Here is a 19,098-nt window from a genome sequence, read left to right on the forward strand (position 1 = left end):
TTGATAACCGCAGCGAATGCCGCCACGCAACGCGCCATGCAGTTTCCTGCCGATATAGAGCTGAAAGTCGCGAGCGAGCCCGTGCCGTATCGCGATGCGCTGGACGAAATGACTACACGCAATGCCGCGATCGCGGCGGGCGAAGCGCGCGAACTGATCTGGCTGCTCGAGCATCCGCCCGTCTACACCGCCGGAACCAGCGCAGCGATCTCCGAACTGCTCGACCCGCGCTTCGAGGTCGTCGAGGCCGGGCGCGGCGGGCGCTATACCTACCACGGGCCCGGCCAGCGCATCGGCTATGTCCTGCTCGACTTGCGCAAGCGGGCGCGCGATGCGCGCGGCTTCGTCCATGCGCTGGAAGGCTGGGTGATCGAGACGCTGCGCGGCTTTGGCGTCGACAGCTTCCGGGCCGAGGGCCGCATCGGCATCTGGACGCAGGATGTCGACGGACGCGAAGCCAAGATCGGCGCGATCGGCGTGCGCATCCGCAAGTGGGTGACGATGCACGGTTTTTCCGTGAATATCGCGCCCGATCTCTCGCATTTTACCGGCATCGTGCCTTGCGGGATCGAGGAGTTCGGCGTTACCAGCCTGCAGCGGCTGGGCCTCTCGGTGGATATGACGCAATGGGACGAGGCTCTGATCGGCAATGCCCCGGCATTTCTCGCCGCGCTCGAGCAGCCCTGTCGGACGGAGGTAGCGAAGTGACAACCAGGACGATCGTGACGGCCATCGGCCTGGGAACGGCGCTGTTGCTGTCGGCCTGCGACGGATCCAAGAAAGCCGACGATGGCGCCGCCGATGCCGGTGGCCGCATACTCGACCGCTCCGTCACCGACGACATGCTCCCTTACGACACCGTCCGCTCTCGGCCTCCGTCCGCGATGATGACGGACGAACCGGAAAGTGGCGGCGCGTCGGGCAACGGTGCGAGAGCCACTGGTTCGGCAGCCACCGATGAGGCGGACGATGCGACGCCGGCCGACGACTCTGCCGGGGACGAAGCGGCCGCCAACGACGAATGATCGACGGGGCCAGCTGAGCGACGCGAAGCGCCTCAGGGCCGCGCGGGCGGATCTTCGACGAGATCGCCGGGCCGGTCGATATCGAAGCGGATGCACGGATCCGCGCAGTCCTCGGTCACCACGTCGTCACGCCCGCGCAGCAGGCGGCCCGCCCCTTCATCGCCCGCGAGCCTCATGACATCGGCGAAGGCGCGCTGGGATAGGAGTACCGGGTGACCGGGCTTGCCGTCATGGCGCGGGACGGCGGCATAGGCTTGGCCGATCCGCTCCGCGAGCCGGGCCGCAAGATCGTGCGGAACCAGGGGGACGTCGCCGAGAAACACGAATGCGCCATCGCATTCGCGGACGGCGGCAATGCCGGTGCGCAGCGACGTCGAAAGCGAGGTGCTGGCAAGGCGTAGCACCTCGATCTCGGGCGCATCCGGCCAGACGCCGATGTCCAGCGCGGGATGGGCAACGATGACGATGCGGCCGACCGGCGCGGTGCGCGCGGCGCGGATCGCGTGATGCACCAGCGGCTCGCCGCGAAAGGGCGCCGAAAGCTTGTCGCTGCCGAAGCGCGTCGCCGAACCGGCGGCGAGCACCAGCGCCGCCAGTGTCACGCGCGTTCGTGCGCGGGATTCAGCGCCTGCATGACTTCGGCGAGGATGCCGGTCGCGACTTCCCACGGCGCCTTGCCCAGTCCGGTGATCCCAGGCGAGAGACTGAGGCGCTCAAGTTCCTCCGCCGTCGCTCCGGCCGCTTCGAGCGCGGCAAGCCGCTCCGGTGCGCGCGAGCGGGCGCCGATCATGCCGACATATCCGGCCTTGCCGCGCAGCGCGGCCAGAATGCCGCCCAGATCGTGATGATCCTCATGCGTCGCGCCGATGTAGGCCGTCCAGCGATCGATCCCGAGTTCGGCAACCGCATCCGCAGGCTCCGCGCGCAGATACTGGGAGACCGCGAAGGGCGGCGCGTTTTCCGGGCCGGAAGGGCGCACGAGGATCGTCTCGAATTGCGCGGCTTCGCCCAGTTTCGCCAGGGCCAGCGCACCCGGATCGCCCCCGGTGACGATCAACCGGCGCGGCGGATCGTAGCGTCGCGCGATCCGGAACGGCTCTGCCTCGAACGCGAGCAGAGGCCCTTTTGCCTGCGAGACGGTCTGCGCGACGCCGTCGCTCGTCCAGATGCAGGTCTGCCGTTGGCGCGCGCGTTCGAGCAGGCCGCGCGCCGCTTCGCTTCCCGGCGCGATGCGCTCGACCAGCAAGTGCAACGCACCGCCGCAGCGCAAGCGAATGTCGATCCAGGGGCTGCCCATGCCGTAATGCAGCCGCTGCGGCTCACCGGTGCGCAGCACCTCGCGGGCATGGCTGGCGACGTCGCCCTCGATGCAGTCGCCGGAAAAATAGCCGGTGGCGCAAGTCCCGTCGAACAGCATCTGCGCGCCGGGCCCGCGCGGCGCGCTGCCTTCGACGCGATAGAGCGTCGCGAGCGCGACCGCGCGGCCCTCGCCCAGCGCCTCGGCCAGAGCAGGCCGCACGTCCTCGATCCAGCCGAACGTCGGCCAGTCCGCATCCGCCAGTCCGAGATCCTGCGTTTCGACGTCCATGCGCTGTCCTGTGTGGGGCGTGCGGCGCACCATGCGCCCTCACGCGCGAGATAGGGGCGGCAAAGGAGCTGCGCTAGCCTTCGGGTGGTGAGCGTTAGGGTTGTGGAGTGGGCTCGAAGGGCAGGCGCGCGTCGCTCTTCGTGCCGCCGAGGATACCCGTGCGACCTCCCCATCCCCCGTCATGCTGAACTCGTTTCAGCATCCATCGGGCCTTCCCGCTCAGGTCCGGATGCGGGGCGACATGGATGCTGAAACAAGTTCAGCATGACGAAGGAGAGAAAGAAGGCCAGCTCACCAGAGTGATTCAACCTGGCACGCCTCGAACCGGCGACTTCAACCTTCGCCGATGCGATCCGCGAACAGCAGGCGGCCACCGGAAAGGTGCCACAAGGCCTCGTTGAAATCGGGCTGGCTCATCGCGAAGCAGCCTTCGCTGCGGCCGATCTTGCCCCATTTCTCGATCATGGCATCATCGACGTACCACGCCGGGTGCATGACGATCAGCCGGTCGAGCGCCGTCGAATTGTCGGCATCGAGGCCGACCAGACGGATCGAAGTGCCGTACTTGCCGGTGTACCACTCGCACGTGAGATACGCGCCGCGCGAGGTCGCCTCGGACCCCGGTTCCTTGGAGAAGCTTTGCAGCCAGCCGCTGTGTTCGGGATCGGAGCCGCGACCATGGGCGGTCAGGAACGACCGGATGGTGCCCTTCTCGAGATCGGCGAAGTGCAGGCGCGGTTTCCAAGAGGGCAGGCCGTAATCGGCAATGCCGACCAGATCGTTGCGCCACAGACGGCTCGCGACTCGCTCCTGCTGGGCCTTGGCGACATCGAGGACGCGCCGCTCGTACGGAGAAAGGGGCGAAGCCACGGCGAATGCGCGAGACGGCAAGGCTGCGGTAAGGCCCGCAGCCATTGCTCCGCCCAGAATCTCGCGTCGGTTCAAACCTTTCGACATCGCGTCCAAGATAGCAACTCGCCGGGCGGTTCGCCAGTACCGCCGTCGCGCCTCAGGCGACCACCTTGAGCGCGGGCCGGCTGTTCTGCGCGATCCATTCCTCGACCACCGGCGCGATTCGATTACGCCACTTGCTGCCGTTGAAGATGCCGTAGTGCCCCACGTCCTTTGCGAGGTAATAGCGCTTCTTCGCCTCGGACAGATTCTTTGCCAGGTGCAGCGAGGCGCGCGTCTGGCCGATTCCCGAAATATCGTCGTTCTCGCCCTCGATCGCGAGCAGCGCGGTGTCGCGGATCGCACCGAGATCAATCCGCTGACCGCGGTGGACGAACTGGTTCTTGGGGAGCGAATGCTTCTGGAAGACGTGCTCGATCGTCTGCAGATAGAATTCGGCCGTCATGTCGCAGACCGAACGGTACTCGTCATAGAATCCCTTGGTCGCGTCCGCGCTTTCGCCATCACCTTCGACGAGATGCTTGAACATCGCGTAGTGGCTCATGATGTGGTTGCCGAGATTCATCGAGAAGAACCCGGCGAGCTGCAGGAAGCCGGGATAGACCTTCCGGCCCGCGCCCGGATAGGACAGCGGGACCGTGGCGATCACCGAATGTTCGAACCATTCGAGCGGACGCTGCATGGCCAGATCGTTGACGCTGGTCGGCGCCTCGCGCGTGTCGATCGGGCCGCCCATCATCGTCAGCGTCGCGGGCCGGCACGGGTGCTGGTTGGCGCCCATCACCGCTGCCGCGGCGTAGGACGGCACCGAAGGCTGGCAAACCGCGAGCATGTGGGTGCCGGGGCCGATGAATTCGAGATAGCTGATGATATAGTCGATGTAGTCGTCGAGATCGAACCGGCCGGCGTGAGTCGGGACCAGCTTCGCATCGGCCCAGTCGGTGATGTAGACGACGTTCGTTTCGAGCATCCGGGCGACGGTGCCGCGCAGCAGCGTGGCATAGTGTCCGCTCATCGGCGCGACGATCAGCAGGCTCGGCGCGTCGTCGGGCAGGCCGTCATGCGTAAAGCGCAGAAGATTGCCGAACGGCTTGTGCAGCACGATCGCTTCGGTGACGCCGTGCGTCTTGCCGCCGACGGTCACACTCTCGATGTTGAAGGCCGGCTTGCCGCGCGGCGTGGCCATGTGGGCGAACACGTCGAGCGCGGAACCGAGGACCGGGGCCAGACCGAAATAGCCGAAGGGAAGCATAGGGTTGGAAAGCAGCTGGGCGCTGACCGAGGCCATGGCGGCCGCGCTGCTCAACATGGTGCGTTGCAACTCGTAAGCGTTGTAGAGCATGGGTTCGGGTTACCTCCTGAAACGGCTGCGGCCGCGATATTTCGCGCGCCTAAATGGGCATTAGCGCATCATTGTGCAATGCGGCAAAAGAGTCACCAAGCCTTATGTGTAGCCAGACAAGGCCGCGGCGGCATCGCTCTTTCGCTTTGGCGGGAGAGTCTGTAAGGCGCCTGCGATGGACGCCACGATGGCCAGCGAGACTGCCTCGAAAGAGGCGGATCACCGGGACGAAGCCGAAGCGGCGGCGCCGCCCCGGCGCAGCCTCGGCCCGCTGCGCATGGTCTACCGCGCGGCGCTGGCTTATCCCGGACGCGTCGCCACCGCGATCGCCGCGCTGATCGTCACGGCGCTGGCGACGCTGGCCATTCCCGCCGGGTTTCGCCTGATCATCGACCGTGGCTTCGGCGAGGGCGGCAATCCTTCCGACATCGCCCGCTGGTTCGAATACCTGCTGATGATCATCGTCGTGCTGGCCGTGGGCACGGCGGTGCGCTTCTATACGGTCTCGTGGTTGGGCGAACGCGTCGTCGCCGACATCCGCCTGGCCGTGCAGCGCAATCTCCTGGGCCTGGCGCCGAGTTTCTTCGAAGAGAACAGCCCCAAGGAGATCTCCTCGCGCATGACGGCCGACACGGCCGTGGTCGAGCAGGTCGTGGGGACCACCGTCTCGGTCGCCTTGCGCAACGCGATCATGGCGGTCGGCGGTGTCATCTATCTGTTCGCGCTGGCGCCCCAGCTCACGCTGGGACTGGTGATCGCGATCCCTTGCGTGGTCCTGCCGCTCAGCTGGTTCGGACGACGGTTGCGCAACGTCTCGCGCACCAGTCAGGACCGCGTGGCCGATATCGGCGCGATGACCACCGAAGTGCTCGCCGCACTGAAGGTCGTGCAGGCCTTCAATCAGGAACGGCGCGAGCAGGAGCGGTTTTCCGGCGCAGTCGAACGGACCTTTACCACGGCAAAGCGCCGCATCGTCATCCGCTCGGTGATGACCGGCATGGTGATGATGCTGATCTTCGGGTCGATCACGCTATTGATGTGGCGCGGCGCGATCGGCGTGGCCGAAGGCTCCATCACCGGCGGCACGATCGCGGCCTTCGTGGTGACCGGCGGCCTTGTCGCCGGCGCGTTCGGTTCGCTGACCGAAGTCTACGGCGATCTCGTTCGCGGCGCGGGCGCGGCCAGCCGGCTGGCCGAATTGCTGGAGGCCGACAGCACGATCACTCCTCCGGCGCGGCCGCAAGCTCTGCCGGTGCCGCCGCGCGGCCAAATCGCGTTCGAGCGCGTGACGTTCCGCTATCCCTCGCGGCCCGAGATCGCCGCGCTGGCCGATTTCAGTCTCAAGGTCGAGCCGGGCGAAACCGTCGCGATCGTCGGCCCTTCGGGTGCGGGCAAGTCGACGCTGTTCCAGCTTGCCGAGCGGTTCTACGATCCGCAGGCCGGCACGGTGAAGATGGACGGCGTGCCGCTGGTCTCCGCCGATCCCGCCGAGATCCGCTCGCGAATCGCGCTCGTCCCGCAAGAAGGCGTGCTGTTCGCGGCAAGCGCGCGCGACAATCTGCGCTACGGCAATTGGAACGCGAGCGACGCGCAGATCTGGGAGGCCGCCCAAGCCGCCAACGCCGATCGCTTCTTGCGCGAGCTGCCGGAGGGCCTCGACACGTTTCTGGGCGAGGACGGTGCGCGGCTGTCCGGCGGCCAGCGCCAGCGCATGGCGATTGCCCGCGCCCTGCTTCGCGATGCGCCGATCCTCTTGCTCGATGAAGCCACCAGCGCGCTCGATGCGGAAAGCGAGCGACTCGTGCAGGACGCCCTCGAACGCTTGATGGAAGCACGCACCACGCTCGTGATCGCACACCGCCTCGCCACCGTGCGCAAGGCGAGCCGCATCATCGTGCTCGATCAAGGGCGCATCGTCGAGCAAGGCACCCATGCCGACCTGAGCGCCGGCAGCGGGCTTTATGCGCGACTTGCCTCGCTGCAGTTCGACGATCCCCGAGTCATGCCTTTCGAATGAAGCGTCCGGGCGGTCGCCACCGCGTTGGTGCCGCATCGGTCTCGTTTCATTCCGCAACGCAGCAGCCGCTGCTTGACTTGTCGGCACGGCACGTCATGTCTTCGCGGCGATGGACCTGACGCTCACTGCGATCCTCCTCGGCATTGTCGAGGGATTGACCGAATTCATTCCCGTATCCTCGACGGGCCACCTCATCCTCGCCTCCGAGGTGTTCGGCTACGATGCCGAGCAATGGAAGGTGTTCAACGTCGTGATCCAGCTCGGCGCGATTCTGGCGGTCGTGGTGCAGTATTGGCGCACGTTCTGGGCGGTGGGCATGGGCCTGCTCAAATGGGCGCCGATGAGCGTGCGCTTCGTACGCAACGTCCTGCTCGGGTTTCTCCCCTCGGCCATATTGGGGCTGATGCTCAAGGACTACATCGACATCATGCTCGGCAGCCCGATGGTGGTCGCCTGGGCGCTCGTGCTCGGCGGCATCGCCATTCTGGGGATCGAGAAAGTGGCCAAACCGGGGCCGATGAGCGGGGTCGGAGAACTGCCGGCGATGAAATCGCTCGGCGTCGGCCTCGCGCAGTGCCTGGCGATGGTGCCCGGGGTCAGCCGATCGGGCGCCACCATCATGGGCGCGCTGTCGATGGGGATCGATCGCCGCACGGCGGCCGAATTCAGCTTCTTTCTCGCGATCCCGACGATGCTCGGCGCGACCACGCTCGAACTGATCGACAATCGCGAAGCGCTGATGGCGGGCGCGGGACCCGTGGGCTGGGGTGAGATCGCGATCGGTTTCGCGGTTTCGTTCGTCGTCGCGATCGTCGTCATCAAGGCGTTTGTCGCCTTCGTCAGCAAGTCGGGCTTCGGACCGTTCGCCTGGTACCGGATCATCGCCGGTGGCCTTGCCATCGTGCTGCTGTCGATGCGCTGAGGTTGCACACCCGTCGCCGATGGCGCACGGTTCGATGCGATGAAGAAAAAGCATTACGAAGCGGCGGTCGACGAGCTGCATTGTGAACTGGTCGCGATGGCCCGCTGGGTCGTCACCAGCGGCGCGCGGGTGGTGGTGCTGTTCGAAGGACGCGACACCGCGGGCAAAGGCGGCGTCATCAAGACCTTCTCGCATTACCTCAACCCGCGGATGTGCCGCGCCGTTGCCTTGGGCAAGCCCGACGACCGCGAGCAGGGCCAGTGGTATTTCCAGCGCTATGTCGAGCATCTGCCGACCGCGGGCGAGATCGTGCTGTTCGATCGCAGCTGGTACAACCGCGCCGGTGTCGAGAAGGTGATGGGTTTCGCCAGCGACGAGCAAGTGCAGGCGTTCCTTGCGCAGGCCCCGCAGTTCGAGCGGCAGCTGACCGACGATGGCGTGCTGCTGTTCAAGTATTGGCTGACTTGCGACCAGAAGAAGCAGGAGGAACGCTTCGCCGAACGGCTCGAGGATCCGCTCAAGCGCTGGAAGCTCTCGCCGATGGATCTGGCCGCGCGTGAGAAGTACCGCGAATACACCAAGGCGCGCGAGGCGATGCTGGCCGCGACTCACACGCCGCATGCGCCCTGGACCCTGGTCGACTTCAACGATCAGAAGCGCGGGCGACTGACCCTGATCCGCGATTTCCTCGACCGCATCCCCGACCGGCACGTCGATCCGCCAGAGATTTGCCTGGACGATCTCGACGGAAAACCGGCGAAAGAAGAGTTCGACATCGTTCAGCCGATTCCGCCCTTCCCGCTCGATTGAGCCGGTCGAACGCGCGCGCGGCTTGACTTTCACCGCGCCATGTATCAAGGGCCGCTGGCTTGAAGGGCGGCGTGCGCGTCGCCTTTATTGTATTGAACCGACGCCGGCGCCGAACGTTCGGCTCGGAACCAGATATTACAGGAACGCGCCATGGCGAAGCCCGCAACCGTCAAGATCCGGCTGGTCTCGACCGCCGACACCGGTTTCTTCTACGTCACGAAGAAGAATCCCCGGAACACGACCGAGAAAATGAACTTCCGCAAATACGATCCCGTCGTGCGCAAGCACGTCGAGTTCAAGGAAGCCAAGATCAAGTAAGGGTTCAGTGCCGGTTCAAGGCATGGGCCCCACAAGGAGCCCCATGAACCGCATTCTGAAATCCTTCGCGAACCTGACGGGCGCGGCCGCTTTGGCCGCGCTTGCCGTTCCAGCCGTCCTTCCCGCATCCACCGCCGTTGCGGCGCCTTCGAGCGCGCAGACGCGGTTGAACGAAGCCGTCAGCGCGCTGCGCGGCATCAGCACTCTGAAGGCCGACTTCATCCAGACCGATCGCAGCGGGCAGTCGGTGTCCGGCGTGCTCACGCTCAAGCGGCCTGGGCGTATCCGCTTCCAGTACGAAAAGAGCGTGCCGATGCTGATCGTCGGCGACGGCAAGGCGCTCACGCTGATCGATTACGAGGTCAATCAGGTCCAGCGCTGGCCGATCAGCAATTCGCCGCTCGGCGCGCTGCTCGATCCGGGCCGCGATGTCGCGAAGTTCGGCACGCTGAAGCCGACCGGCGATCCCAACGTGATCTCGGTCGAAGTGCGAGATCGCAAGCATCCCGAATACGGCGTCATCACCCTGATCTTCACGCGCAATGCGGCTGCGCCCGGTGGGCTGGAGCTGTCGTACTGGGTGGCGCTCGATTCGCAGAACAAGCGCACCACCGTGCGGCTGACCAATCACCGCTATGGCATCGCCGTCCCGGACTCGACATTCCGCTGGAAGGACCCGCGTCCGCGCGTTCGTCGATGACCAGAACCGGACTGGCGCGGGACGTGGCGCCGCCGCGACAAAGTGCGACAAGTCTGACCCTATCGTTCACTTGGCAGAAAGCCGGCGAGGCCTATCTAGGGATGGTCAAGACGGTCCGAGGCGGGTTTCCCCCCTGTTGCCCACGCCTCAACCAAGACTACTTGACGCAAGCGTGACGAACGCAAACGGAACCCTCGTCCCTCTGCCCCCGGGACGAGGGTTTTCCTTTGCGCGTGTGCTTGTCCCCGGCGGTTCCGGTGCCTAAAGCCCCGACATGGTCAGCATCGCCACCTGGAACATCAATTCGGTCCGCCTGCGCATCGATCAGGTCGCGCGGTTCCTTGCCGAGGAAGCGCCCGACGTCCTGTGCCTGCAGGAGATCAAGGTCGCCGAGCATCTCTTCCCGCACGAAGCCTTCGAGAAGATGGGCTACACCCACCGCGCGGTGCACGGGCAGAAGGGCTACCACGGCGTCGCCACGGTGAGCCGCATCCCGTTCCGCGACTTCTCGAAGCATGACTGGCAGGACAACGGCGAGGCCCGCCACATCGGCGTGGAGCTGCTGGGGCCGGGCCAAGGCATGATCCTCGAGAACGTCTACATTCCGGCGGGCGGCGACGTCGCCGATCGGGAGGTCAATCCCAAGTTCGGCCAGAAGCTCGACTTCCTCGAACGGATGACGCGCTGGGCCGAAGCGATCGAACGGCCGACGCTGATCACCGGCGATTTCAACATCGCCCCGCTCGATTGCGACGTCTACGATCACAAGGCCTTGCTGAAGGTCGTCAGTCACACGCCCATCGAGGTGGAGACGCTGCGCCGCTTTCAGGATTCGCACGGGTGGCACGATCTTGGCCGCACGTTCATTCCGGCGCCCGAACGCAATTATTCCTGGTGGTCCTACCGCAGCTACTGGCGCCAGAAGGATCAGGGACGGCGACTCGACCACATGTGGGCCTCGCCCGAGCTGGCCGCGCAGGCCACGTCGCACCGCTTCGTCGAAGCGACACGCCGCTGGGAACAGCCGAGCGACCATATCCCGCTCGTGACCGAGTTCGCCCTCTGAGCGAGGACGCTCCGGCAGGCCGGCCGCGCCGCGCCGCGCTCGCGATCGATGCGCTGCGCCATGGCTGGCCGATCCGCGTTGCCGATGCCTTTACCGTGCTGCCTGCCGAAACCGGTTTCGCTCCGGGCGTGCGCGCCGACCGCATGCTGATTTCCGCAGCGCGCGCGGCCACGCTCAAACTCGCCAACCAGCGCGAAGCGGCGGTGCCGGAAGCCCCGGTGCTGATTCGCGCGGCCGAGCCGTTCGATCTCGAAGCCGCGCGCGCCCTCGCCGATCCCGCGCTCGATCTGACGCATCCGATGAAGGGCCCCTTCGCGGCGGAACGGCTCACGGCGCCCGAGGCAGCGCGTACCGCGATGGAGCTGGCGCGACTTGCCGGCGTGCTGCCCGCCTTTCTGTTCGATCCGGTGCTCGACGAGGACATCCAGCTCGTCGATCCCGCCGACCTCGACGCGTGGAAGGATGCAGGCCGCCTCAAGATCGCCACGAGGGCCCGCCTGCCCGTTGCCGCCAGCCCCGACGCCGAGATCGTCGCCTTCCGTTCGGTCGACGATCTGCGCGAGCATGTCGCGCTGGTGATCGGGCGCCAGACCGGCGATGTCGTGCCGCTGGTGCGCCTCCATTCCGAATGCCTGACGGGCGACATCCTCGGCAGCCTCAAGTGCGACTGCGGGCCGCAACTCGACGCGGCGTTGCGGGCTATGGCAGCGGAAGCAGAGCAAGGCGGCTGGGGCGTGCTGCTCTATATGCGGCAGGAAGGACGCGGCATCGGCCTGGTCAACAAGCTGCGCGCCTATCGCCTGCAGGACCAGGGCTTCGACACCGTGGATGCCAACAACCGCCTGGGCCTGCCCACCGAGGCGCGCGATTTCCCGGTCGCGGCCCGCATGCTCGACTTGCTGGGCGTCTCGCGCATCCGGCTGATGACCAACAATCCCGCCAAGGTCAGCGCGCTCGAAACCGAAGGCGTCACGGTGACCGAACGCGTTCCCCACGCGCTGCCGCCCAACCCGCACAACGAACGTTACCTTTCGACCAAGCGCGACCGAACCGGCCACTTGCTCTGAGGGAGTCGGTTTCGCGGTAAACTGTCAGCGGGCGGACGGAACCCCGTGACTGGCGTCATGCGCCCCGCCGCGATCCCGACGCGGGCGGCCGCTTTCGTGAAAGCGCCCGAAAGCGGCCCTTTCCGGACACGACAACATTTCGGACATTCCAAGCATACCTCGGTCCCAATTGCGGTCATTGAGTTGATAGCTTTGTCGGCTATCAGAAGGTCCGAACTACGCTATTGAATGACCCGGATTTCGAACGATGGATCTGCATATTTGGCTAGCATTCGCAGCGGCTTCTTTCGTGATGGCCATCATTCCTGGTCCAGGGGTCGCGAGCATCGTCGGCTTTGCAATGAGTTCAGGCAGGAGCACGGCATTAGCGTCCGTGGTCGGAATGGCATTAGGTAATGCCCTGGCGATCTCAATCTCGCTTAGCGGTGCTGGTGCTATCCTCAGCACATCAGCTCTGGCTTTCGCAGTACTGAAATGGATCGGTGCCCTGTATCTAATAGCCATCGGCTTGATTGCGATTGTTAGAAGTGATGAGCGTTCTTCCACTGGAAAGTCTGCTCGGCCCATCAGCGCCCGAGCGGCCTTCATGAGCAATATCGCGGTCGGCACCTTCCATCCGAAAACAATTCTATTTTTTATGGCTTTTGCCACTCAGTTTATCCGCGTCGACGAACCGTATCTTTTCCAAGCTGCCATTCTCGTGCTGACGTTCACGGCAATCGCGGCCGCAACAGACATGATATATGCGTTGACGGCTTCGTCGGCGTCAGGGCTTATCCGTCGGCCAAATGTGAGAAAATGGTCGCAGCGTGCCGGTGGAGGAGCTGTCATTGGCGCCGGCATTGCGATGGCTGCTGTGAGGCGTTGACGACGTTCCCATTTGCGGAGCGCATGTTACTTCGGCTTTTCGAGTTCTGCGCTCATGGAGCAGACTGTCACAAGACCTCGACTCTCGCGACATGCGCAGTATGCGGGACTCCTCCTGAAACCTGCCATCATCGCGCTCTACGCGGACGTTCCCGGCTTGTCGAAGGACTGTGATCCATCATGCCTGACCCGCGCGGCGCAGCAGACGTTCGGCGCGGGCGAGGAAGGGGCGGTCGAGCATGCCGCCCTTCCAGCCGATCGCGCCCACGCCGGGGTTGGCGGCGAAGAGGTCGACGATCTCACGCGCTTCGGCGATCTCGGCTTCGGTCGGCGTGAAAGCCGCGTTGATGACCGGCACTTGCGCGGGATGGATCGCGAGCATGCCGAGATAGCCGTCGCGGCGCACGGCTTCGGCGCGCGCCTTTAGCGCATCGAGATCGCGGAAGTCGGCGCTGATCGTTTCGATCGCCGCAACCCCGGCGGTCGCCGCGCCCAGCACGCAGAAGCTGCGCGCCATTTCGTACGTGAACGTGTAAGCGCCTGCCGCGTCCCGGTTGGAATTCGCCCCGACCGAATCGGCAAGGTCCTCCGCGCCCCAGGTCATCGCCACCAGGCGCGGCGCGCCCTTGTAGTCGCCCCAGTGGAACATCGCCTCGGCGGTCTCGGTCATCAGCACGATCACCGGTGTCGAGCCCTGCTCCATCCCGTGCGCGACTTCGAGCGCCGAGAGGCAGTGATCAAGCCGCTCAACCTCGGCGCGACCGTAGATCTTGGGCAGCATGATCCCGCCCGGCCGCGCGGGCATGATCGCGGCGAGATCGCGCAGCGTGTAAGGCCCGTCGAACGGATTGATCCGCACCCAGAGGCGGTGGCGCTGTTCCGGATGGGCCGCCAGAAAATCGTGCACGATCGGGCGCGCGGCGGCCTTGCTTTCGGGCGCGACGGCATCCTCCAAGTCGATCAGGACGATATCGGCCTCGCCCTCCATCGCCTTGGTCATCTTCCGTTCGCTGTCACCAGGCACGAACAGCCAGGAGCGCATGTTGAGGGCGGGGGCTTGGGTCATGACTTCCTCTGGCTTGGGGCTCAAGTTCCCGCAAATCCGTCATGCTGAACGCGTTTCAGCATCCATCGCGCGGCAAGCGGGATCTAGTCTGTGGCGCGGGATGGATCCTGAAACAAGTTCAGGATGACGGAGTGTTAGGTTGCGGACCCAAAAGCGCGTCGCTTGTATACGGGTCCGTCCGATAGCCGCCCTTATGGAAATACGTCGGCGTCCTCGCCCGACTTGTCTCGCCCTCGCAATAGGCGCTAAGCTGGAAACAAGATTCCGTCGCACGCGAGACATTTCCTTATGAAGCTTTCCTTGACGACCGCGCTGGCCCTTGCCCTTGCCGCGCAGGCCGCCTCGCCCGCCTTGGCCCAAGAGCAGCAACCCGTCGTGACCGACGATGCCGCCGCCGATCCGAACGAGGCGCCCGAAGACGAGATCATCAGCCAAGACAATCCGCCGCCGCCGCTCGACGCGCCGACCCCCGCCCCCGCGCCGTCGCCCACGGCGGCGACCAATATCGTCACGAGCACTCCCGGCGCGCCCGACGCCGCCAAGTGGGACGTCAACGCGCCGCGCGGCCTCAACCTGCGACAAGTGCCGATCCGCACCGACGAAGGCACCTGGATGAACGTCGACGTCTCGCCCGACGGCCGGACGATCGCCTTCGACATGCTGGGCGACATCTATACGATGCCGATCGGCGGCGGCACGCCCACGCGCATCGCCGAGGGCCTCGCCTACGAGCACCAGCCGCGCTTCTCGCCCGACGGCAGCCGGATCGCCTTCACTTCGGATCGCGGCGGCGGCGACAATATCTGGATCATGAACGCCGACGGTTCGGACAAGCGGCAAGTCACGAAGGAAGACTTCCGCCTGCTCAACCAGCCGACCTGGAGCCCGGACGGCCGCTTCATCGCGGCGAAAAAGCACTTCACCACCGGCCGTTCGCTCGGCACGGGCGAAGTGTGGCTCTACCACGTGTCGGGCGGCGGCGGCGTCAAGCTGGTGAAGCGCGCCAACGAAGCGCTGCAAAAGGAACTGGGTGAGCCGATCTACGCGCCCGATGGCACGGCGATCTACTACACGCGCAACGTCACGCCGGGGAACACCTTCATCTACGCGCAGGATTCGCACGGCGACCTGTTCAACATCGAACGCTATGACTTGAAGAGCGGCGAAGTGACCACCGCGGTCTCCGGCGCAGGCGGCGCGGTCCGCCCGACGCCCGCGCCCGACGGCAAGCAGCTCGCGTTCGTCCGCCGCGACGGCGGCCAGACCTCGCTGTTCGTCAAGGACATGACCACCGGCGCCGAGCGCAAGATCTACGCCGACCTCGACCGCGACGTGCAGGAGACCTGGGCGGTGACCGGCGTCTATCCGAACATGGACTGGACGCCCGATAGCCGTTCGATCGTGTTCTGGGCCGGCGGCAAGCTGCGCCGGGTGAACGCCGACGGTAGCGGCGCGGCGGAAATTCCCTTCGCGGTCAATGACACCCGCGTGATCGCCGATGCGACGCATCCGACCGTCCAGGTCGCGCCCGATACTGTGACCACGAAGATGACGCGCTGGGCCAGCGTCTCGCCCGATGGCGGCCGCGTGGTCTACGAAGCGCTGGGCAAGCTGTGGACCAAGTCGACCTCCGGCGGCGTCGCCAAGCGCCTCGTCTCGAACGGTGGCGATCAGTTCGAGCTGTGGCCGAGCTGGTCGCGCGACGGGCGCAGCGTCACCTTCGTCGGCTGGACCGACGACGGCCTCGGGCAAGTCATGACCGTTCCGGCGGGCGGCGGCTCGGCCAAGGCGGTCACGCGCACCCCCGGCCACTACGCCTGGCCGCGCTTCTCGCCCGATGGCCGCACGATCGTGTTCGAACAGCGCGACGGCGGCTACCTCACTTCGCCGCGCGGCGGCGACAATCCCGGCATTTATCGCGTGGCCTCCGCCGGCGGCGAAGCGACCCGGATCATGGCCGACGGCAGCGAGCCGCAGTTCGGCGCCTCGAACGACCGCGTGTTCTATGTCGGCGCGGCGGACGGCAAGTACCAGCTCGCCAGCGTCAGCCTCGATGGCAACGACAAGCGCGTCCACGCGACCGGCGATCTGGTCAACGACTTCGTCGTTTCGCCCGACGGGCAGTTCGTCGCCTTCCACCAGAACTACCAGGCCTTCGTCATGCCGCTGATGCCGGGCGGACAGGAAGCGGGCGTCGACATGAAGGGCACCGCCCTTCCCGCCACGCGGATCAGCCGCGACGGCGCGGACTTCGTCAACTGGTCGCGCGGCGGCGAGACGATCCACTGGAGCCTCGGCCCCACGCTCTACACCGCGCGGCTTCAGGACCTGTTCCGCAACGCGCCTGCCGAAAAGGACGCGCCGGGTTTCGTCGCGCCGACCAGCGGCCTCGACCTCGCGATGACGGTGCCGGCCGACAAACCCACTGGCGCCGTCGCGATCACTGGCGCCAAGATCCTGACGATGGCGGACGCGAATGGCGGCGTGATCGAGAACGGCACGATCGTCGTGCGCGGCGATCGCATCGTCGCGGTGGGTCCGGCCAGCAGCGTCAGCATCCCGGCGGGCGCGACGCGCGTCGATGCGACCGGCAAGACCATCGTCCCCGGCTTCGTCGATGCCCACGCGCATGGTCCCCAGGCGGAAAACCAGCTGATCCCGCAGCAGAACTGGTCGGCGATCGCCAATCTCGCGCTCGGCACGACGACGATCCACGATCCCTCCGCGCGCCCCGCCGAGATCTTCGCCGCGCAGCAGCTGCAGCGCACCGGCAAAATCCTCGCCCCGCGCACCTTCTCGACCGGCGAGATCGTCTACGGCGCCAAGAGCCCGGACGTGTACATGCAGATCGACGGGTATGAGGACGCTCTGAACGCGGTGCGTCGCCTGAAGGCGCAAGGCGCGAACTCGGTGAAGAACTACAACCAGCCGCGCCGCGAGCAGCGCCAGATGGTGGTCGCCGCCGCGCAGGCCGAGGGGCTGGAAGTCGTGCCCGAGGGCGGTTCGCTTTACACGATGGACGTCTCGCTGATCCAGGACGGCAACTCGACGGTCGAGCACAACGTGCCGGGCGAAGTGTTCTACGACGACTTCATCCAGCTTTGGACACAGACCCGCGTGAACTACACGCCGACGTTGGTGGTGACGTATGGCGGGCCGGCGGGCGATCCCTACTGGCGCTCGCACACCAATGTCTGGGAACAGCCGATCCTGGCGCGCCACGAGCCGCCCTCGATCCTGCAAGCGCAGAACATGCGCCGCGAGATCGCGCCCGACGCCGACTATGTCGACGACGATTCGGCGCGTGAGGCCAAGAAGCTCGCCGACAAGGGCATCCAGGTCTCGATCGGCGCGCACGGCCAGCAGGCGGGCCTGGGCACGCACTGGGAAATCTGGAGCTTCGCGCGCGGCGGCTGGAGCCCGATCGAAGCCCTGCGCGCAGCGACGATCATGCCCGCGACCTCGCTCGGCATGGCGGCCGACATCGGCTCATTGGAAGTCGGCAAGCTGGCGGACCTGGTGGTGCTCGATGCCGATCCCACGCAGAACATCCGCAACACCGAACAGATCCACCGCGTGATGCTCGGCGGCCGGATGTACGATCCGCTGACGATGAACGAAGTCGAGACCGGCAACCGCCAGCGCACCGCATACTGGTGGGAGCAAGCGGGCATGGCCGGTGGTGCCGGCGCGAACATGACGTTGGCCGAAAGCTACGGCCACGGGGATTGAATTTCCGGGGGGTGGGGACAGCCTGCGGTTGCCTCGCCCCCCTACACATGAACGAAGCTGAGGCTTGTCGTCTTAGTCCGGCCTACCTTGACCGGAATGAAACCGCTTAACAATGGTGGGCGGTGAGGGGCTCGAACCCCCGACCCTCTCGGTGTAAACGAGATGCTCTACCAACTGAGCTAACCGCCCTCGCCCGGTTTCCTGGGCGTTTCCCGACTTCGATCTTCTGGCCTCTCATCGGATGGTCAGAACGTGTACGGAGCGCCAGCGATCCGCTTCGCCATGTATGGCCTTTCCGATCCGAGTCAGGATGGATCTGAGAGGTTCCAGATGCCGTACATTCCACTCCGCGTACGTCAACGTGTTTTCTTCATCATGCGCTGACCGGGGCTGCCCGGCTATCGGGCCGTCGGCAGCAACCCAGAACAACGATCCTGCAGAGTTCTACTCACGCATAAGATGCCGCGGGCTGAGGAGCGGCGCATCGTTGTTCGGTCGAAAGGCTGCTCGAAACAGATACTCTGTTTCGCCCAGCGGCCTTTGCGGCATAGAGCGCCATGTCCGATCGTCTCCCCAGGTCGGAAAGCTGATCGCCGGCCTCAAATTCGGCCACGCCAAAAGAGGCGGTAACGATCCTGGTCTCGTCGCAACTCACTCGAAGCGTCCTGGCAATCAGGATCCTGATCGTCTCCGCGATCTGGCGGGCGTCCTCTGCCGTTCGGCCTGACAGAAGCAAGGCGAATTCCTCGCCCCCCATCCTGGCGACCTGGTCCCGATCTTCGAGGTTTTCCGTCAACAACGCGGCAAGCGCGACGATAACCCTGTCCCCCTCGGCATGGCCATATCCGTCATTGATCGCCTTGAAGCGGTCGACATCCAGAGTGACGTAGGCAAGGGGCTCGCCGCTACGCCTCGCTCTCTCGACCGCGCGAACCGCATGCTTCTCGAATCCTCGACGATTGAGGACACCGGACAAGGGATCGGTTTCGGAACGAGCCACCATTTCGATCGTCACGTCGCGCATGATGACCAGCATCAGCACGAGAGCGAGGGCGATCAGCGCGACCGCACCGATCGTCTGCGATACGGCGGCATACTGCGACGCGATGTAATTCTGCGGTCCATCCGCCGCACCGATCGTTCTCGCAATGGCGGGCTTCGAAAGGCAAGCAAGCGCGACGAGACCACTCACGCCTATCAGAAGCCTGTCGAGCAACGTCCGCCGGCCGGAACGCAGGACCACGGCGATCATCAGCAGATGCATCGCGACGTACGGCAATTGATAAAGAACAAGGCGGGGTGTCGAGCCGTAGGGCCAGGTCAGGAGGAACGGGATCGACACGATCGCGCCGGCCCAGACGATACCCAAGGCCAGGCTCGGCCATCGCACGCGGTAATGGGACGCCAAACCCTTGAGACCGAAGGTGAGGGCCAGAAGATAGACCAGATAAATGGCGATGCCAGTGACCGCCGGCCTAGCAAACCACGGAAGACTGAACTCCAGAGCGACATCGAGAACCCCGACGCCGTATGCCGCCGCCAACCAACGCGCCCCGCGAACCGCGGGATTGGTCGCTGCGAAAACCGCGAATGCGACAGCAAACAAAGCGGCGACCGACACGTTGATGATGAGGATAAAGGCGGCTGTCATCGAACTCTCGAATCG

General features: G+C 65.5%; 17 protein-coding genes and 1 tRNA gene. 11 read left to right on the plus strand and 7 right to left on the minus strand.

Annotated elements, in window-relative coordinates:
- Window positions 1–36 precede the first annotated feature (36 nt).
- Both lipB and GQO94_RS15375 read left to right on the plus strand, forming a co-directional pair.
- Window positions 37–708: a lipoyl(octanoyl) transferase LipB gene (lipB, locus tag GQO94_RS15370; protein WP_156842321.1), complete on the plus strand. Its 672-nt coding sequence runs from the start codon at window positions 37–39 to the stop codon at window positions 706–708.
- Complete coding sequence (locus GQO94_RS15375; protein WP_156842322.1) at window positions 705–1,025, plus strand: hypothetical protein; 321 nt, start codon at window positions 705–707, stop codon at window positions 1,023–1,025. Before lipB ends, GQO94_RS15375 begins: the two co-directional genes overlap by 4 nt.
- A gap of 32 nt (window positions 1,026–1,057) precedes the next feature.
- On the opposite strand, the gene GQO94_RS15380 is transcribed toward GQO94_RS15375, so the two are convergent.
- The 4 genes from GQO94_RS15380 to GQO94_RS15395 all read right to left on the minus strand — a co-directional run bounded on the left by GQO94_RS15380 (window position 1,058) and on the right by GQO94_RS15395 (window position 4,867).
- Window positions 1,058–1,627, minus strand: coding sequence for a nucleotidyltransferase family protein (locus tag GQO94_RS15380; protein WP_156842323.1), 570 nt, complete (start codon window positions 1,625–1,627; stop codon window positions 1,058–1,060).
- The gene (locus GQO94_RS15385; RefSeq protein ID WP_156842324.1) at window positions 1,624–2,613 is read right to left on the minus strand and encodes an XdhC family protein; all 990 of its coding nucleotides are present in this window, start codon (window positions 2,611–2,613) and stop codon (window positions 1,624–1,626) included. The genes GQO94_RS15380 and GQO94_RS15385 overlap by 4 nt, the downstream gene beginning before the upstream one ends.
- A 333-nt stretch (window positions 2,614–2,946) precedes the next feature.
- The gene (locus GQO94_RS15390) at window positions 2,947–3,528 is read right to left on the minus strand and encodes a murein L,D-transpeptidase catalytic domain-containing protein (RefSeq protein ID WP_232332958.1); all 582 of its coding nucleotides are present in this window, start codon (window positions 3,526–3,528) and stop codon (window positions 2,947–2,949) included.
- A gap of 94 nt (window positions 3,529–3,622) precedes the next feature.
- On the minus strand, window positions 3,623–4,867 hold the full coding sequence (locus GQO94_RS15395; protein WP_156842326.1) for a polyhydroxyalkanoate depolymerase: 1,245 nt from the start codon (window positions 4,865–4,867) through the stop codon (window positions 3,623–3,625).
- A gap of 187 nt (window positions 4,868–5,054) precedes the next feature.
- Between GQO94_RS15395 and GQO94_RS15400 the strand changes: the two genes are divergently transcribed.
- From GQO94_RS15400 to GQO94_RS15435, 8 genes are all read left to right on the plus strand, one after another.
- Window positions 5,055–6,884: an ABC transporter transmembrane domain-containing protein gene (locus GQO94_RS15400; protein WP_408636641.1), complete on the plus strand. Its 1,830-nt coding sequence runs from the start codon at window positions 5,055–5,057 to the stop codon at window positions 6,882–6,884.
- A 109-nt stretch (window positions 6,885–6,993) separates the two neighbouring features.
- Window positions 6,994–7,806 (plus strand): undecaprenyl-diphosphate phosphatase, encoded by an 813-nt coding sequence (locus GQO94_RS15405; protein WP_156842328.1) that lies wholly within the window; start codon window positions 6,994–6,996, stop codon window positions 7,804–7,806.
- A gap of 39 nt (window positions 7,807–7,845) precedes the next feature.
- Window positions 7,846–8,616 (plus strand): polyphosphate kinase 2, encoded by a 771-nt coding sequence (gene ppk2 / locus GQO94_RS15410; protein ID WP_156842329.1) that lies wholly within the window; start codon window positions 7,846–7,848, stop codon window positions 8,614–8,616.
- Window positions 8,617–8,766: 150 nt separating this feature from the next.
- Window positions 8,767–8,934, plus strand: coding sequence for a 50S ribosomal protein L33 (gene rpmG, locus GQO94_RS15415; protein WP_039391223.1), 168 nt, complete (start codon window positions 8,767–8,769; stop codon window positions 8,932–8,934).
- A gap of 43 nt (window positions 8,935–8,977) precedes the next feature.
- Window positions 8,978–9,634 (plus strand): LolA family protein, encoded by a 657-nt coding sequence (locus GQO94_RS15420; protein WP_156842330.1) that lies wholly within the window; start codon window positions 8,978–8,980, stop codon window positions 9,632–9,634.
- Between the two features lie 274 nt (window positions 9,635–9,908).
- The gene (locus tag GQO94_RS15425) at window positions 9,909–10,700 is read left to right on the plus strand and encodes an exodeoxyribonuclease III (RefSeq protein ID WP_156842331.1); all 792 of its coding nucleotides are present in this window, start codon (window positions 9,909–9,911) and stop codon (window positions 10,698–10,700) included.
- Window positions 10,697–11,767: a GTP cyclohydrolase II gene (ribA, locus tag GQO94_RS15430; protein ID WP_232332961.1), complete on the plus strand. Its 1,071-nt coding sequence runs from the start codon at window positions 10,697–10,699 to the stop codon at window positions 11,765–11,767. The genes GQO94_RS15425 and ribA overlap by 4 nt, the downstream gene beginning before the upstream one ends.
- A gap of 247 nt (window positions 11,768–12,014) precedes the next feature.
- Window positions 12,015–12,635: a LysE family translocator gene (locus tag GQO94_RS15435; protein WP_156842332.1), complete on the plus strand. Its 621-nt coding sequence runs from the start codon at window positions 12,015–12,017 to the stop codon at window positions 12,633–12,635.
- A 177-nt stretch (window positions 12,636–12,812) separates the two neighbouring features.
- Here the strand turns inward: GQO94_RS15435 and GQO94_RS15440 are convergent, their stop codons facing one another.
- Window positions 12,813–13,700: an HpcH/HpaI aldolase/citrate lyase family protein gene (locus GQO94_RS15440; RefSeq protein ID WP_156842333.1), complete on the minus strand. Its 888-nt coding sequence runs from the start codon at window positions 13,698–13,700 to the stop codon at window positions 12,813–12,815.
- A gap of 288 nt (window positions 13,701–13,988) precedes the next feature.
- On the opposite strand from GQO94_RS15440, the gene GQO94_RS15445 reads away from it, so the two are divergent.
- Entirely contained in the window at window positions 13,989–17,432 is a 3,444-nt protein-coding gene (locus GQO94_RS15445) for an amidohydrolase family protein (protein WP_156842334.1), read from the plus strand.
- Between the two features lie 113 nt (window positions 17,433–17,545).
- Here GQO94_RS15445 and GQO94_RS15450 read toward each other — a convergent pair.
- Together GQO94_RS15450 and GQO94_RS15455 are read right to left on the minus strand one after the other, a co-directional pair.
- Window positions 17,546–17,621 (minus strand) — tRNA-Val (locus GQO94_RS15450).
- A 259-nt stretch (window positions 17,622–17,880) separates the two neighbouring features.
- Window positions 17,881–19,083 carry a GGDEF domain-containing protein gene (locus tag GQO94_RS15455; protein WP_156842335.1) on the minus strand — a complete coding sequence of 401 codons (1,203 nt, stop codon included), beginning with the start codon at window positions 19,081–19,083 and terminating at the stop codon, window positions 17,881–17,883.
- Window positions 19,084–19,098: the final 15 nt, after the last annotated feature.

Source organism: Novosphingobium aquimarinum (assembly GCF_009746585.1).
GTDB lineage: Bacteria > Pseudomonadota > Alphaproteobacteria > Sphingomonadales > Sphingomonadaceae > Novosphingobium > Novosphingobium aquimarinum.